The organism is Acinetobacter puyangensis (assembly GCF_900096995.1).
Classification (GTDB): domain Bacteria; phylum Pseudomonadota; class Gammaproteobacteria; order Pseudomonadales; family Moraxellaceae; genus Acinetobacter; species Acinetobacter puyangensis.
The window spans coordinates 310781-327221 of record NZ_OANT01000004.1; the positions used below are offsets into that span (position 1 = coordinate 310781).

At 40.8% G+C, this 16441-nt stretch carries 14 protein-coding genes and 1 tRNA gene; 8 read left to right on the plus strand and 7 right to left on the minus strand.

Features of this window, described 5'->3' with window-relative positions:
* Nucleotides 1-32: 32 nt before the first annotated feature.
* The 4 genes from rpsT to CRO21_RS10005 form a co-directional block, all read right to left on the minus strand.
* Complete coding sequence (gene rpsT / locus CRO21_RS09990) at nt 33-308, minus strand: 30S ribosomal protein S20 (protein ID WP_087621565.1); 276 nt, start codon at nt 306-308, stop codon at nt 33-35.
* A gap of 138 nt (nt 309-446) precedes the next feature.
* On the minus strand, nt 447-1178 hold the full coding sequence (gene gloB, locus CRO21_RS09995; protein ID WP_097079156.1) for a hydroxyacylglutathione hydrolase: 732 nt from the start codon (nt 1176-1178) through the stop codon (nt 447-449).
* Nucleotides 1179-1224: 46 nt separating this feature from the next.
* Nucleotides 1225-1923 (minus strand): putative quorum-sensing-regulated virulence factor, encoded by a 699-nt coding sequence (locus CRO21_RS10000; protein ID WP_097079157.1) that lies wholly within the window; start codon nt 1921-1923, stop codon nt 1225-1227.
* A gap of 20 nt (nt 1924-1943) precedes the next feature.
* Nucleotides 1944-2564 (minus strand): rhomboid family intramembrane serine protease, encoded by a 621-nt coding sequence (locus CRO21_RS10005; protein WP_097079158.1) that lies wholly within the window; start codon nt 2562-2564, stop codon nt 1944-1946.
* 202 nt (nt 2565-2766) lie between these two features.
* Between CRO21_RS10005 and CRO21_RS10010 the strand changes: the two genes are divergently transcribed.
* A tRNA-Met gene (locus CRO21_RS10010) sits at nt 2767-2843 on the plus strand.
* Nucleotides 2844-2927: 84 nt separating this feature from the next.
* On the opposite strand, the gene CRO21_RS10015 is transcribed toward CRO21_RS10010, so the two are convergent.
* Both CRO21_RS10015 and CRO21_RS10020 read right to left on the minus strand, forming a co-directional pair.
* The gene (locus tag CRO21_RS10015) at nt 2928-3950 is read right to left on the minus strand and encodes a hypothetical protein (RefSeq protein ID WP_141398127.1); all 1023 of its coding nucleotides are present in this window, start codon (nt 3948-3950) and stop codon (nt 2928-2930) included.
* Nucleotides 3943-5568, minus strand: coding sequence for an NAD+ synthase (locus tag CRO21_RS10020; RefSeq protein WP_097079160.1), 1626 nt, complete (start codon nt 5566-5568; stop codon nt 3943-3945). The genes CRO21_RS10015 and CRO21_RS10020 overlap by 8 nt, the downstream gene beginning before the upstream one ends.
* Nucleotides 5569-5830: 262 nt before the next feature.
* On the opposite strand from CRO21_RS10020, the gene CRO21_RS10025 reads away from it, so the two are divergent.
* Entirely contained in the window at nt 5831-6301 is a 471-nt protein-coding gene (locus CRO21_RS10025; protein ID WP_097079161.1) for a type IV secretion protein Rhs, read from the plus strand.
* Between the two features lie 84 nt (nt 6302-6385).
* On the opposite strand, the gene gltA is transcribed toward CRO21_RS10025, so the two are convergent.
* Complete coding sequence (gene gltA / locus CRO21_RS10030; protein ID WP_097079162.1) at nt 6386-7660, minus strand: citrate synthase; 1275 nt, start codon at nt 7658-7660, stop codon at nt 6386-6388.
* 626 nt (nt 7661-8286) lie between these two features.
* On the opposite strand from gltA, the gene sdhC reads away from it, so the two are divergent.
* From sdhC to odhB, 6 genes are all read left to right on the plus strand, one after another.
* Entirely contained in the window at nt 8287-8688 is a 402-nt protein-coding gene (gene sdhC / locus CRO21_RS10035) for a succinate dehydrogenase, cytochrome b556 subunit (RefSeq protein ID WP_171294025.1), read from the plus strand.
* A complete protein-coding gene (gene sdhD / locus CRO21_RS10040) occupies nt 8688-9053 on the plus strand; it encodes a succinate dehydrogenase, hydrophobic membrane anchor protein (protein WP_087621556.1) in 366 nt (121 codons plus the stop codon). The genes sdhC and sdhD overlap by 1 nt, the downstream gene beginning before the upstream one ends.
* Before the next feature lie 12 nt (nt 9054-9065).
* Nucleotides 9066-10964, plus strand: coding sequence for an FAD-binding protein (locus CRO21_RS10045; protein ID WP_097079163.1), 1899 nt, complete (start codon nt 9066-9068; stop codon nt 10962-10964).
* 14 nt (nt 10965-10978) lie between these two features.
* On the plus strand, nt 10979-11689 hold the full coding sequence (locus CRO21_RS10050; RefSeq protein WP_097079164.1) for a succinate dehydrogenase iron-sulfur subunit: 711 nt from the start codon (nt 10979-10981) through the stop codon (nt 11687-11689).
* A gap of 579 nt (nt 11690-12268) precedes the next feature.
* Entirely contained in the window at nt 12269-15109 is a 2841-nt protein-coding gene (locus CRO21_RS10055; protein WP_213064419.1) for a 2-oxoglutarate dehydrogenase E1 component, read from the plus strand.
* A complete protein-coding gene (gene odhB / locus CRO21_RS10060; RefSeq protein ID WP_097079166.1) occupies nt 15109-16338 on the plus strand; it encodes a 2-oxoglutarate dehydrogenase complex dihydrolipoyllysine-residue succinyltransferase in 1230 nt (409 codons plus the stop codon). Before CRO21_RS10055 ends, odhB begins: the two co-directional genes overlap by 1 nt.
* Nucleotides 16339-16441 lie beyond the last annotated feature (103 nt).

A 16441-nucleotide genomic window follows, 5' to 3' on the forward strand; every position in this document is an offset into this window, starting at 1 on the left:
GCCCTTAACGGGCTTTTTCTATATACAACAAATTAGTTTGCAGCAGTTGCCAGCGCTTTAATTTGTGCATTCAAGCGGCTCTTATGACGAGCAGCTTTATTTTTGTGGATAATACCTTTATCAGCCATACGGTCAATGACTGGTACAGCTTTTTTGTAAGCTTCAGTTGCAACCGCATGTTCACCAGCAGAGATCGCTGCAACAACACGTTTAAGATAGGTACGAACCATAGAACGCAAGCTTGCGTTATGTTTGCGTGCTTTTACGTTTTGACGAGCACGTTTTTTTGCTTGAGCAGAGTTTGCCACTCGTGCACTCCTTGAAATTAGTTAGTCTGGGGCGGGCTTGATTAAAATATGTATTGGTGAATAAACCACAACACAAAACCAGCCCGTAAACAAGTCGCATATTTTGAAGAAAGCCAAGGCTTAAGTCAAGTCAAACCATCAAAATTGATCTTTCAATTGACGTACTTTTTGAAATTCTTCCACACTTTCGCAGCGCAGGAAGGGATTTGTCTGTAATTCTAACGCAATTGTCGAGGGTAAAGTAATTTTATTGTGCTGACGTAAATTCTGTACTTCTTGATAGCGTTGTTGTAAGGCGACATTATCTGGCTCAATTGTCAACGCAAATCTGGCATTGCTCTCGGTATATTCGTGTGCACAGTAGACGTTACTGCGTGGTGGAAAGGCTGCCAGACGATTGAGCGAATGATACATTTGCGTATATGTGCCTTCGAATAAGCGTCCGCAACCCATTGCAAATAAGGTATCTCCGGTAAACAGTGCATCGAGGGCATCAATGAAATAACAAAGATGTCCGAGTGTATGTCCCGGTGTGGCAATGACATCAACCTTCATTTCAGCAAAGTGCAATGTATCACCATCTTGTAAAAAATGATCAACCTCGGTGATCTTGTCTCGTTCTGCCAAAGGCGCGTAGACTTTGGCATAGGTTTGCTGGCGTAATTCTGCCACGCCACCAGTATGGTCGGGATGTTTATGGGTAATCCAGATCTGGGTGAGTTCTAATTGTTGTTTTTCACAATACTCAAGTACAAGGTCTGCCTGTGTCGGATCAATCACGACTGCCTGTTGTTGATGTGTATCAACCAGCATCCAGATATAGTTCTGTAAGGCATTGCCGACCTCAATTGCTTCGATTTTAAAGTGCATGAATTTAGCCAGTCCTTATACTTGCATCATGGGGATGTCCCTGAAATTAAAAACATTGTTCTAATGCTTCTCTTAAGTAGGGGTCTATATCACTCTGACGGAGTAGCCATTGAACATAGTCGATAGGCACCTGTGCCAGCGGTGTGCCTTTATATTTACCAAAGGGCATGAATTGGGGCAAACGTGCTTGCTGGGATTGCTGATAGAGTTGTTCAATATCAGTAATTTGATAATGCTGGATAATTTTATCCAGTAAATTTGCTGTAAGCAGAATATCCGTTTTGGCATTATGGGCATTTTTAAGCTGTTGCCGAGTTTGTTCAAGATTATCTGAAATTACATAGCTGAGTGTACTTAAAGAATGGCTATCCAGATTCGGCCATACATAACGTGCCAGTGCTAAGGTACAAATTGGTTTGATATGACGTACATCTTGACCACAACGGGCAATGGCTTGAATATCATAATCAATATTGTGGCCGATTAAATAAATCGTATCCTGAGGCAGGCGAAACTCTCGAAAATTAGCCTTACCGACTAGATCTTGCGGCAAAATATGGTGGATTGCCATGGAGGAGAGTTGAATCTCCGTGTCCTGATCCAGACTAAAATATTCATCATAAATCAAACTTTCATTGACCATAAGGCCACGCTGATCCAGTTGAATAGGGGCATAAGCAATTTCAATCGGATTACCATTTAAACGATGGGTTTCCGTATCAAGAACAAGACTGCTAAAAGACATAATATGGGCTACCTAATAAACTATCTAAAGCTAGGATTGGTCAGCTGATGGAGGAAAATCGATAAAACCTCAGGCTGTAGCGCAATGGTTACAACGATACCATAGGCAGCACCCCATAAATGGGCACCATGATTAATGCCGGATTGTCCTCGTTTTTCGGCCCAAATGCTATACGCAACATAGAGCACAGCAAAAATAATGGCAGGTACAGGAATAAAAAACACGTAAATAATATTCCATGGACGAAACAGAATAAAGGCAAATAAAATGGCAGATACTGCGCCTGAGGCGCCTAAGCTAAAATAATTGACATCATTTTTATGCTTAAAATAGGTGGGTAAAATAGAAACAATCAAGCCGCCCAGATAAAACAGGGCAAAGCCCATATCAAAGGCATATTGACGATAAAATTGTTCGATAAAGCTACCAAAAAAGAAGAGCGTAATCATGTTAAACAACAAATGAAAGCCATCTGCATGAATAAAGCCATAGGTAACAAAACGATCATACTGACCACGACCAATTGCAGGTCCCCAGAAAATGAGACGATTCATCAATTTTGGTTGATTAAATGCCAACAGCGACACTACGACGGTAATGATTATAATGGCGATGGTATGATTAAAGGGTAAACCGAGCATAGTCAAATATCATCATAAATAATCAATAACCTTAACGGCTTAGGCTGTGATCGGTCAATTACTTTTATGTTGAGAATGATAAAAAAGAAATTTGGGCAAAGTGATCAGGCAAAAAAATACAAAAATTGAACGCAGAATAAACAGTCGAGAGATAAAGACTTGACGTGCTGCCTTGAAAATATATAATGCTCGCACAGTTTACGGCTATGTAGCTCAGTTGGTTAGAGCACAGCACTCATAATGCTGGGGTCACAGGTTCAAATCCCGTCATAGCCACCATTTTTATAGACCATACATCCCAGTATGGTCTCTTTTTTTGTGTGTTAAAAAATCTTTTTTTACCGAAGTGATCCTATAAAAACGCTATTCGGCCTGATGATCCAGAAACGATGCGATTTGATCGAGTGTAGTCTGTTGCTGAAAAAAGGGCGCGATGATTAAGTCGATAAATTGATCAAGTAAATCTAGTTGATCCAGACGTTGTAAAATTGAGGGTGCAAAACGCTGGGCTTCAGTTTGAATATCGTTAACTTTCAAACCCGTGGATTCAAATAAATAAAATAAGGATTCATTTTCAAAGGTGTGGTAGAAGTACTGGATACTGCGATGAATCATGTCTTGTACGCCGCTATTATGTCGATAATCTTTCCAGAATTCATAAGCAAGAATGAAGATTTCTTCGGTATCTAACGGTGAAATTTTTGAGGCAAATTCAGAAATGGGCTTTTGTTTTAGATTGTCCCAAAGGCTTAATGCCAGTGCAAGATATTCCTCCTGCTCCAGACTGAATAAAAATAATAATTGTTGTTGAAATAATTGTGCAGTCTTTTCCTCAAGTTTTTCTTCCAGTTTTTGTTGTTGTAGCTGAATAAATTGCTGAATACGTGGTGGTAGTTTCGCTTTAGTTTTATCTGAAAGTGTATGGACCGGTTCGGGCGTATATTTGGCAATATTTTGATGAATCCAGTATGCACATAAAACACGAATTTGTGGCGTTTGTTCAATATAATTTTTGATGTAATCGAATACATTTTCTAGTTCGAGGATTTTACGAATCCAGTGTTCCACCTGTTGATCAGAAATTACGCTTTTTAATGGGGCATGATTCTTAATCAATTGTTGATGCTGGTTCTGGGTTATTTCACCAATGACGCTGAGCAGGGGTGGGGCAAGATTGATTTTAAATGCTTGCTCCCGTACCACACCGGTGAGCTGTTGCAAATCAATGACCTGATTTAGGGTAATCTGATCGGCGATTTTAAAAATATGCTCGATAAATTGTTGCTGATGCTGCTGGGATTTTTCACCGAGCAGCATGTTTTTAAGATAAGCTTTTTGTAGCTTATACAGTTGTTCTGCCAGTTGAGCAGATTTTTTTTCAGGCACCAGCATTCCATCCATTGACAATCGGATAGCGACGTTCACGTCCAAATGCTCTAGAGCTAATACGTGGGCCAATCGCACCCTGACGGCGTTTATATTCGTTTCTATCGACAAGGTGAATGACTTTTTTCACGACTTCCGCATCAAAACCTTTTTCGATAATACTATCTTGGCTTAAATCTTCTTCAATGTACATATATAAAATTGCATCGAGAATGTCATATGACGGCAGTGAATCCTGATCTTTTTGATCCGGACGTAGTTCGGCAGAAGGTGGGCGGGTAATTACACGTTCTGGAATGACGGGTGTTTTTTCAATGGCGTTGCGATATTTTGCCAATTCAAAGACGATGGTTTTATAAACATCTTTTAGTGGCGCAAAACCACCGACCATATCACCATATAAGGTACAGTAACCCACTGCCAATTCGGATTTGTTTCCGGTCGAAAGCACCAGATTACCAAATTTGTTGGAGAGAGCCATCAACAATGTACCACGAGAACGGGCTTGCAAATTTTCTTCCGTTGCATCAGCCGGACCATCACCAAAGAAGGGATAGAGAGTTTTCATAAAACCATTGACGATGGGATTGATTTCTGCAACACCAAAGGTAATGCCTAGACGTTTTGCCTGTGCTGCGGCATCTTCCACACTGATTTGTGCTGTATAAGTATAAGGCATCATGACCGCTTGTACACGATTTGCCCCTAACGCATCAACTGCAATCGCCAGCGTAAGAGCAGAATCGATACCGCCAGATAAGCCAAGAATCACACCGGAGAAACCTGAATGGTTGACATAATCCCGAACCGACATCACTAGAAGTTGATAAATTTCTGGAATAGTGTCTAATGCAGGTGGTTTTTTCTGTACCAGATAGGCTTTTGCTTCAGCATTATATTCAATGAGTAGTAATTGTTCATCAGTGAGTTTGGCACGAGCAGCAATTTCACCATCAATATTGGTGACCGTAGAGGCACCATCAAAGATTAAATCATCTTGTCCACCGACCTGATTGACATAGACAATACGCACGTTATAGGTTTTGCTGAGTTTGCTGACTAGATTTTGACGGGTTTGTGGTTTACCTGCTTCATAAGGTGATGCATTGAGTACCAAAATCGTTTCTACACCCAGTTGGGTCAGTTGCTGAGTATTTTGTTCAATCCAGATGTCTTCACAGATTAAAATACCGAATTTATGGCCGGCATGTTCAAAAATCAGATGTTGTTGACCTGGCGTAAAATAGCGTTTTTCGTCAAATACACTATAGTTGGGTAAATTCTGTTTATGATAAACACCCAGTACTTCACCATTTTTAATTAATGCAGCAGAGTTATAACGTTGGCCTGCTTCATCAATATGTACATAGCCTGCTACGACAATAATATCCTTGATCTGTTGCAGGGTGCTTAAACCTTGTTGGGTGCGTTTAACCAAACTTGGACGCAATAATAGATCTTCTGGTGGGTAACCAATTAAGGCAAGTTCCGGAAAAACTACAATATCAGCACCTTGTTGTTGGGCTTGCTGTGCCTGTTCCAGCATTTTTTTTGCATTTAATGCAATATTACCAATGGAAGGACAGTATTGTGCGAGGGCAATTTTAAAATTACGCATTTGAATGATTTTCCTGTTTTTAGGGATTATATGATGCCGTTGAGATCAACTGTTATGCTTTTATATTGATCACAACCATCATAGTAAAATATACATTTAGTATCGGTATCGCTGTGTATTACACTAAAATAGCATACCAAGTATCGTGATTTTGGTTGAGAATTCAAATCTTGGCTATTGTATTTTAAAATTGTAAAGAAAACATAGTATTTTAGATAACTTTTTGTTTATTTAACCCGATTCTGTACAAATGTGAGTAGATATGCGGCGTATTGGTTTTCAATCCCTCTCTTCTTTGTGGGTTTTAAAGAGAAGATCGCTGACAATAGGCGAAAAAGCGTTGGCCTATTCTGTTTTTGGACAGCAGTTAAAGCTGGATGATATTCAAATTATTGCGCATAGACTGGTATTACAACATTATGCAATAAGTCCCAATGGGAATATTTATTTTAATCAGAAAGATTGGAAAGATGATTTTGCTCAGGAAAGTATAGCATTGCAATCATGGTTAATTCATGAGTTAGTACATGTCTGGCAATTGCAACAAGGTATTGCAGTGGTCAAAAAAGCACTTTTTGATCGACGATATCAATATGTGATACGGGCTGGTAAATCATTTTTACATTATGGTATTGAGCAGCAAGCACAGATGGTGCAAGATTATTTTCTAAAATCGAGAACAGGGCAGAATTGTGACGATTTAAAAACCTGTATTCCTTTCCTAGAAGAATAAAATTTTCTAATTAAAATGTAGTCGATATTTGGTTCATAAAAAAGGACGCTCTAGAGCGTCCTTTTTATAATATTAAACTACCGATTAACGCTCAATGTTGCGTTGCGTATGACCCGTATAAAGCTGACGCGGACGACCAATCTTATAGGGTGCAGCGTGCATTTCTAACCAGTGGCTGATCCAGCCAACAGTACGTGCAAGCGCAAAGATTACCGTAAACATTTCTGTTGGAATACCTACTGCTTTTAAGATAATTCCAGAGTAGAAATCCACGTTTGGATAAAGGTTGCGTTTGATGAAATATTCATCTGATAAGGCGATACGTTCAAGTTCCATGGCCAATGCAAGTTGTGGATCATTGATACCCAATGCTTCCAGAACTTCATCACACGTTTGTTTCATGACTTTTGCACGTGGATCGAAGTTTTTATACACACGGTGACCAAAGCCCATGAGTTTCACTTCTTTACGTTTTACTTTTTCCATGAACTCGGCAACATTTTCTACGCTACCAATTTCATCAAGCATTTTAAGTACCGCTTCGTTTGCACCACCGTGCGCTGGTCCCCAAAGTGCTGCAATACCTGCTGCGATACAGGCATATGGATTTGCACCAGTAGAGCCTGCCAGACGTACGGTTGATGTTGATGCATTTTGCTCATGGTCAGCATGCAGGGTAAAGATACGATCCATTGCTTTTGCAAGTACTGGATCTACTTTGTAATCTTTGTCCGCAGGCGTTGCAAACATCATGTACAGGAAGTTTTCTGCGTAACTTAAGTCGTTACGTGGATACATGAAAGGTTGGCCTACAGTATATTTGTAGCTCCAAGCTGCCAGTGTTGGAATTTTTGCAATCAAACGAATTGCAGTGATTTCACGGTGATCAACATCTTCGATATCGAGGTTGTTGTGATAGAACGCAGATAATGCACCAACCACACCGACCAAGATCGCCATAGGGTGTGCATCACGACGGAAACCATTGAAAAAACGACTCACTTGATCGTGAACCATGGTGTGTTTACGAACTTTTGCGTCAAAATCTTGTTTTTGTTCAGCAGTTGGTAATTCGCCATTTAATAATAAATAACAGGTTTCTAGATAATCTGTCTGGGTTGCGAGCTGGTCAATCGGATAACCACGGTGTAACAAAATGCCCTTGTCACCATCGATAAATGTGATTTTTGATTCGCAAGCTGCGGTAGACATGAATCCAGGATCAAAAGTAAAATGTCCTTCTTTTAATACACTGCCAACATCAATTACATCTGGACCTAATGTGCCGCTGTAAATTGGAAGTTCAATTCTTTTGCCATCAAGTTCTAAAACGGCTTTTTTACCAGTTGTTTCAGACATTCAAAAGCTCTCCTGTCCTGGTGAATGTAAAATCTGATTTGTTTGGAAGATGAAATTTCTTAAAATCAATCAGACTGCTGAAATTTGCTATAAGATTAGTGAGTGTTGAGATTTTGTCAATTCTCATTTAGCAGAAAAAACTCGCCAGTTCGCTAATTTTTGTACAATTTAGCTAAAAAATTATAAAACCTCACACGCCACCCAAGGTAATGATATAATGTCCTAGTCATATTTATTGATCAGTAACACGTATCAAGCTTACTGCAAAACATACTATTTTCACTCAAACAATTGTAAGAAGATTTGTATATCTCATTGTTTGATGTTTTGCGCGGATCTTTTTATATCGCTAAAAGGGGATATAAATAAATTGCACCAAAGTCTTATTTGTTACAAATTTAAGAATGATTAATGTACATTATATCAACAGGGCTTCTTGATCATTTCTTAATGAAAACAATTCTCAATTAAGTAATTTTAAAGAAGTTTTTTGCAAACGTATTTGTATTTTTATGTGGTGCGTTTTATAATTCCCTGTCATTTGAGTTGGGCAAGCTTTGCCTAATAATGCCAGCTTTCCTTCGAATTAATTCATAAACTCCTGTTTTTGGAGTTGTTACTACAGGATGCCCGCTGTGAAAAGCAACAGACCTGTCAATTTGTCCATGGGTCAAGTTTTAGCTGTAAACTTAAAATCACCCGTGGCTATTGCATCGATTTTACACCGTTTGTCAGGTGTCATTGTTTTCTTATTAGTGCCAGTTCTCTTATGGATCTTGGATCGATCATTATCTTCGCCCGAAGGTTTTGATTATGTCAAAAATGTCGTATTTGGTAATTTCTTTGTACGTTTTATCGTTTGGGTATTTGTTGCAGGTTTATATTTTCACCTTGTGATGGGTATTAAACACTTACTGGCAGATCTTGGCCTTAATGAAGAATTAAACAGTGGTCGCATTGCAGCATGGGTTGCCTTTGCAATTGCTGCAATTGGTATTGTGGCTTCATTTATCTGGGTGGTGCTGTAATGAAAAGTGCAACTGGTTTAACAGGTTCGGGTTCACGCGACTGGTTTATCCAACGCGTAAGTGCAGTCGTGTTGGCTGTCTATACTTTTGTTGTATTTGGTTGGATATTGTGTCATGGCGATTTTAGTTATGAACAATGGTCTGGCTTTATGATGACTTTACCGATGAAAATATTGTCATTGCTTGCGGTATTATCATTGGTTGCGCATGCATGGATTGGAATGTGGCAGGTATTCACCGATTATGTCACGACTCGTCAAATGGGTCCCTCTGCATCAGGTTTACGCCTAGTTTTAACATCGGCAGTGATTATTGCGGTGTTTGTTTATGCAATCTGGGCAATCCAGATTTTCTGGGCGAATTGATAGGAAAAGATCATGGGTGCAATAACTCCTAAAGAAGATTATTCAAATATTCAAACCCTCTCTTTCGATGCTGTAATCGTTGGTGGCGGTGGTTCTGGTATGCGTGCATCTTATCAGCTTGCACAGGCAGGTTTGAAAGTTGCAGTATTGACCAAAGTATTCCCGACACGTTCGCATACCGTTGCAGCACAAGGTGGTATTGGTGCATCTCTTGGTAATATGCAGGAAGATAACTGGCATTACCACTTTTATGACACCGTAAAAGGTGGCGACTGGTTAAGTGATCAGGATGCTTGTGAGTTTATGACTCGCGAAGCGCCAAAAGTTGTATATGAACTTGAACATCTGGGCATGCCATTTGACCGTAATAAGGATGGTACGATTTACCAACGTCCTTTTGGTGGTCACTCTGCAAATTATGGTGAAAAAGCAGTTCCTCGTGCCTGTGCTGCTGCTGACCGTACTGGTCATGCCTTATTGCATACCCTGTACCAAAGCAATGTAAAAATGGGTACTCAATTTTTCGTGGAATGGATTGCACTCGACCTAATTCGTAATGAAGAAGGTGATGTCGTGGGTGTAACAGCGATTGATCAGGAAACGGGTAATATTGCCGCATTTCAGGCCAAAGCAACTTTGTTTGCAACTGGTGGTGCAGGTCGTGTTTATCGTGCATCAACCAATGCCTATATCAATACTGGTGATGGTCTGGGTATGGCAGCGCGTGCAGGTATTCCATTACAGGATATGGAATTCTGGCAATTTCACCCAACAGGTGTGGCAGGTGCCGGCGTGCTGTTAACTGAAGGTTGTCGCGGTGAAGGTGCGATTCTTCGGAATAAGGATGGTGAACCATTTATGGAGCGTTATGCGCCCACATTAAAAGATTTGGCGCCTCGTGACTTTGTATCACGTTCCATGGATCAGGAAATTAAAGAAGGTCGCGGTTGTGGACCTAAAGGTGATTATATTCTGCTGGATATGACCCATCTGGGTGCAGACACCATCATGAAACGTTTGCCATCGGTATTTGAAATTGGTAAAAAATTCGCAAACGTGGATATCACGAGAGAGCCTATTCCGGTTGTACCAACGATCCATTATCAAATGGGTGGTATTCCGACCAATATTCATGGACAGGTTGTTGTGCCAGTTCCGACAGAAAATCCACAACTGATTACCAATTATAATAAAGAAACCAAAGAGTATTCATATGAAGGCAATTGCCCTGATTATGTGAAAGTGGTTAAAGGCTTTTATGCAATCGGTGAGTGTTCTTGTGTATCTGTACATGGTGCCAACCGTCTAGGCACAAACTCATTGCTTGACCTTGTGGTGTTTGGTAAGGCAGCTGGTGAACATATCATTGATTACGTTACCAAGCATCATGGTGATGATTATGCACCTTTACCGAATGATGTATTGGAAAAAACTTTGGCACGTGTGGTTCATCTGGATAATACGGTAGAGGGTGAAAATGCACAGGAAGTTGCCGATGCAATTCGTGAGGTCGTGCAAAACCATGCTGCTGTATTCCGTACTCAGGCCTTGCTTGATGAAGGTGTAAAACAGATTCTTGCACTTGAACCGCGTGTACGCAACATTCACTTGAAAGACAAATCTAAAGTATTTAATACAGCCCGTATTGAAGCCCTTGAAGTTGAAAATCTATACGAAGTAGCAAAAGCGACCCTGATTTCTGCTGCTGCTCGTAAAGAATGTCGTGGTGCACACACAGTGGTAGACTATGAGTTACCACCAGATCACCCAGATTATCCTTATGGTCGTCGTGATGATGAATGGATGAAGCATACTTTATGGTATTCATCTGACAACCGTTTAGAGTACAAGCCAGTGCGTTATCAACCATTGACTGTTGATCCAATTGAACCTAAGCCACGTACATTCTAATTGGGAGAATTAAGATGAGTAGAGGTACTCGTACGTTTCACATCTACCGTTATGATCCTGATAAGGATAAAGCGCCGTATATGCAAACCTATAAACTTGAACTTAACGATAAGCATCGTATGTTGCTTGATGCATTATTGGCATTAAAAGTTCAGGATGAAAGTTTAACTTTCCGTCGTTCGTGCCGTGAAGGAATCTGTGGTTCTGATGGTGTGAATATTAATGGTAAAAATGGTCTGGCATGTCTATGGAATTTAAATGATTTGCCTGAAGTCATTACCATTCGACCATTACCAGGTCTGCCAGTGATTAAAGATCTGGTTGTGGATATGAACCAGTTCTATGATCAATATGACAAGATTCAACCCTTCTTGATTAATAATCAGCCGGCTCCGCCTAAAGAACGGTTACAGTCTCCCGAAGAGCGCGAACATTTAAATGGTCTGTATGAATGTATTCTATGTGCTTGTTGTTCAACAGCATGTCCATCATTCTGGTGGAATCCTGATAAGTTCCTTGGGCCATCAGCATTGTTAAATGCATACCGCTTTATCATTGATTCTCGTGATACTGCAACACAAGAGCGTTTGGGGCGTTTAGATGATCCATTTAGTTTGTTCCGTTGTAAGGGTATTATGAACTGTGTGTCTGTTTGTCCTAAAGGTTTGAATCCAACCAAGGCGATTGGCCACATCCGTAGCATGTTGCTGGATCAAGCAGGTTAATTTGCTTAATTAAGCAAAAAAGCGCATCCTGAGGGGTGCGTTTTTTATGCTTGAAGATTTTGTAAGACTTTTGTCTAGAGCTATCGAGAAAATATAAGAAAAAAGGTATGGTAAGCATAATATTTAAAGATAGTATTTAATTTATTTATGGGTAGTATGTTGCGAATAAATCAAGAGAAGTGCAAAGACATGTTAGCATTTATCAACTTATATGTTTTGCCTGAGTATTCTGGTCTTTAAGAGGTGAAATATAAAATTTATCTGTGTTCATTGATGAGCATGCGCAGATTAAAAAGGTCTTATGAATAAGAGTAAAAAAGTTGTTTTATTTTTATTCATACGTCTTGCAGAAATGCTCCAAGTTTGGAGTAGTACCGGAATAGGTGTTGTGTTGTTGCGAAATTTTAGCATACAACATGACACACTTATTTCATCGTCAGATTGTCTGACATCGTGTAAAACGCTTGGTTGAAAGAATTGATCAAGGGTCTTGGACGCTTATCTATCAATAAGTGTTCCAGTGTAGGTGTGTCTACGAGATCACCAAACTTGTTTTTGCAATAGGAAATGGGTCCACTCATGCAAGATGTTGCTGACGCATTGCGTCTTGACACAGAACTTTCCGCTGATAGTGCAGCGTATATTGAAGAACTTTATGAAAATTATTTAACTGCGCCAGATTCAGTCGGTGAAGATTGGCGTCAGTACTTTGACCGGTTTCCTAAGGGAGATCAGCCCCATAGTAATGTCCGTGAGCAATTTTTATTACTTGCTCGCAATTCCGGACGTGCTATGCCAATGCAGCAAGGTGAGGTCAGTACAGAACACGAAAGACGTCAAATTGCTGTATTGCAGTTGATTGCCGCATATCGTAATCGTGGTCATCAAAAGGCAAAACTGGATCCATTAGGTTTGGCTAAACGTGAAGATGTGCCTGATTTGGCTCTTGATGCACATGGTTTATCAAAATCCGATCTGGATACAGTGTTTAATACAGGTAATCTGGCAATTGGTAAAAGCGAAGCGACACTGGGTGAAATGGTCGCTGATATGGAAGCAACTTATTGTGGTTCCATTGGTGCAGAATATATGCATATCGTTGATACCAAGGAAAAACGCTGGATTCAACAACGTCTGGAAGGTACAAAAGGAAAATTTAATTTTTCTGCTGATCAGAAAAAACATGTTCTGGAACGTTTAACTGCTGCCGAAGGTCTGGAAAAATTTCTGGGCAATAAATATGTTGGTGCCAAACGCTTTGGTGTAGAGGGTGGTGAGTCCTTTATTCCGATGGTGAATGAGCTGATCCAGCGTGCCGGTGCTGTTGGCTGTAAAGAAGTTGTGATTGGTATGCCGCATCGTGGCCGTCTCAACCTTCTGGTCAACATCATGGGGAAAAATCCACAGGATTTGTTCGGTGAATTTGAAGGAAAAACTTTAACCCAAAAAGGTTCTGGTGATGTGAAGTATCATCAGGGGTTTTCATCGAATGTAATGACACCAGGTGGTGAAGTGCATTTGGCATTGGCGTTTAACCCGTCACATCTGGAAATTGTTGGGCCTGTGGTTGAAGGTTCAGTTCGCGCACGTCAGGTACGTCGTAAAGATATTGGTGGTGATGATGTATTACCATTAATTGTGCATGGTGATGCTGCATTTGCGGGTCAGGGTGTGAATATGGAAACTTTCCAGATGTCACAAACTCGTGGTTATAGCGTAGGTGGTACAGTTCATATCATCGTCAATAACCAAGTCGGTTTTACCACATCTGATCCACGTGATGCCCGTTCGACTGAATACTGTACTGATGTTGCAAAAATGATTCAGTCACCGATTTTCCATGTCAACGGTGATGATCCAGAGGCTGTGATTTTTGTAACACAACTGGCACATGATTTCCGTCATACTTTCCGTAAAGATGTGATTCTTGATTTGTTCTGCTACCGCCGCCGTGGTCATAACGAAGCTGATGAGCCAGCAGCAACTCAACCGATCATGTATCAAAAAATTGCCAAACAACCGACAACGCGTACTTTGTATGCAGACAAGTTGATTGCAGAAAATATCATCGATCGTGCCAGAGCAGATCAGTTGATTGAAGATTACCGTGCCGATCTTGAAGCTGGCAAGCATGTTGCCAATGCCTTGGTTCGTGAGCCGAATAAGGCATTATTTGTCGATTGGGCACCATATCTTGGTCATGATTATACTGATGTATGGGATACAACAGTTGATATTGAGCGCTTAAAAGAGCTTGGTCAAAACATGGCGAAACTTCCAGAAGGTTTCAAAATGCAGCGCCAAGTTTCAAAAGTGATTGATGACCGTTTTAAAATGCAAACAGGTGAACTTCCACTAAATTGGGGTGCTGCTGAAACACTGGCATATGCAACCATTCTGGACGAAGGTTATCTGGTTCGTATTACTGGTGAAGACGTAGGACGTGGTACTTTCTCACATCGTCATGCAAAATTGCATAATCAGGTTGATGGCTCGGTTTATATTCCACTATGTCATGTCAAAGAAAATCAACCGCGTTTTGTGGTCTGGGATTCTTTACTGTCAGAAGAAGCAGTACTGGCATTTGAATATGGTTATGCAACCACAGTACCTAAAAGTCTAATTATCTGGGAGGCACAATTTGGTGATTTTGCCAACTGTGCTCAGGTTGTGATTGACCAGTTTATCGCCTCGGGTGAAACGAAGTGGGAACGTGTCTGCGGTTTAACCATGCTGTTGCCACATGGTTATGAAGGTCAGGGTCCAGAACACTCTTCTGCACGTCTAGAACGTTTCTTGCAACTTTGTGCCGAAGACAATATGCAGGTGCTTACACCAACTACACCAGCACAAATCTTCCATGCTTTACGCCGTCAGGTGATTCGTCCGATTCGTAAGCCTATGATTGTGATGTCACCAAAATCATTGTTACGTCATAAGCTGGCGACATCGACGCTGACAGAATTGGCAGAAGGTACATTCCAGACTGTGATTGATGAAATTGATCAAATCAATAAAGAAAATGTCAATCGTTTGGTGATTTGTGGTGGTAAGGTTTATTACGATTTGCTGGAAAAACGCCGTGAGCTAGGTTTGGATAATGTGGCAATTATTCGTGTTGAACAATTGTACCCATATCCAGCCGATGTCTTGAATGCGATCATCGAAACATATCCAAATATTAAAGATGTAGTCTGGACACAGGAAGAGCCGAAAAATCAGGGCGCCTGGTTGTTCATTGCTCCACGTCTTTATGAAGAAATTTTACCGTTGGGTCGAAACATTAGCATTAGTTATGCAGGACGTGAAGCATCGGCTGCACCTGCATGTGGTTCACCTTATTTGCACGCAAAACAACAGGCTCAACTTGTACAAGATGCATTGGGCGTACAGGTTGAAGTAACAGGAGATAATCAATAATGGCAACTGAAATTAAAGCACCGGTATTTCCAGAGTCGGTCGCGGATGGAACAATTGCAGCTTGGCACAAACAAGTTGGTGAGGCTGTATCACGTGATGAAGTCATCTGTGATATCGAAACTGATAAAGTTGTATTGGAAGTTGTTGCTCCTGCTGATGGCGTGATTAGCAAAATTATCAAAAATGAAGGCGATACTGTACTTTCTGCTGAAGTGATTGCAGATTTTGAAGCAGGTGCTGCGGGTCAAGCGGCATCGGGTGCTGACAGTACACAAGCAGTGAATGATACAGCGCATGTTGAAGAAGCTGTAGAAAAAACTGAAGCAGGTGCTGCACCTGTGGTTGAGCGTAGCCAAGCACAGGGCAGTGTTCAGGATCAGGCACCGGCTGTTCGTAAGGCATTGACTGAAAAAGGTCTTGATGCAGCGAGTGTTGATGGTACAGGTCGTGGTGGTCGTATCACCAAACAAGATGTTGTCAATCATCAAGCCAAACCTGCGGTAACACCATTGAGTGTGGCTGTTGGTGAGCGTGTTGAGAAACGTGTACCAATGACACGTTTGCGTAAACGTGTTGCAGAACGTCTCCTGTCTGCTACACAAGAAACTGCAATGCTGACGACATTTAACGAAGTCAACATGAAACCAATCATGGAACTTCGTAAGCAATATAAAGACCGTTTTGAAAAACGTCATGGTGCACGTCTTGGCTTTATGTCGTTCTTTATTAAAGCAGCGACAGAAGCCTTAAAACGTTATCCAGCGGTGAATGCATCTATTGATGGTGATGATATTGTTTATCACGGGTTCTATGATGTTGGTGTAGCAGTATCTTCAGATCGTGGTCTGGTTGTTCCTGTATTGCGTAATACAGATCAAATGAGCTATGCAGAAATCGAAGGTGGTATTGGTGCTTATGCTGCCAAGGCTCGTGAAGGTAAATTAAGCCTTGAAGACATGACAGGTGGTACTTTTACCATTACTAACGGTGGTACTTTCGGTTCATTGTTATCTACACCAATTATCAATCCACCACAAACTGCTATTCTGGGTATGCATAAAATCCAGGATCGTCCGATGGCAGTCAATGGTCAGGTCGAAATTTTACCAATGATGTATCTTGCACTGTCTTATGATCACCGTTTAATCGATGGTAAAGAAGCAGTGGGTTTCTTGGTGACGATCAAGGAATTATTAGAAGAGCCAGCATCATTGTTGCTTGATTTATAATATATTGAATTAAATCCCCCTAAATCCCCCTTGTATCAAAGGGGGACTTCCTGTGAATTCTATTACAGCATTGATTCAGGGGTAGTTCTCCCTCTTTTAAAAA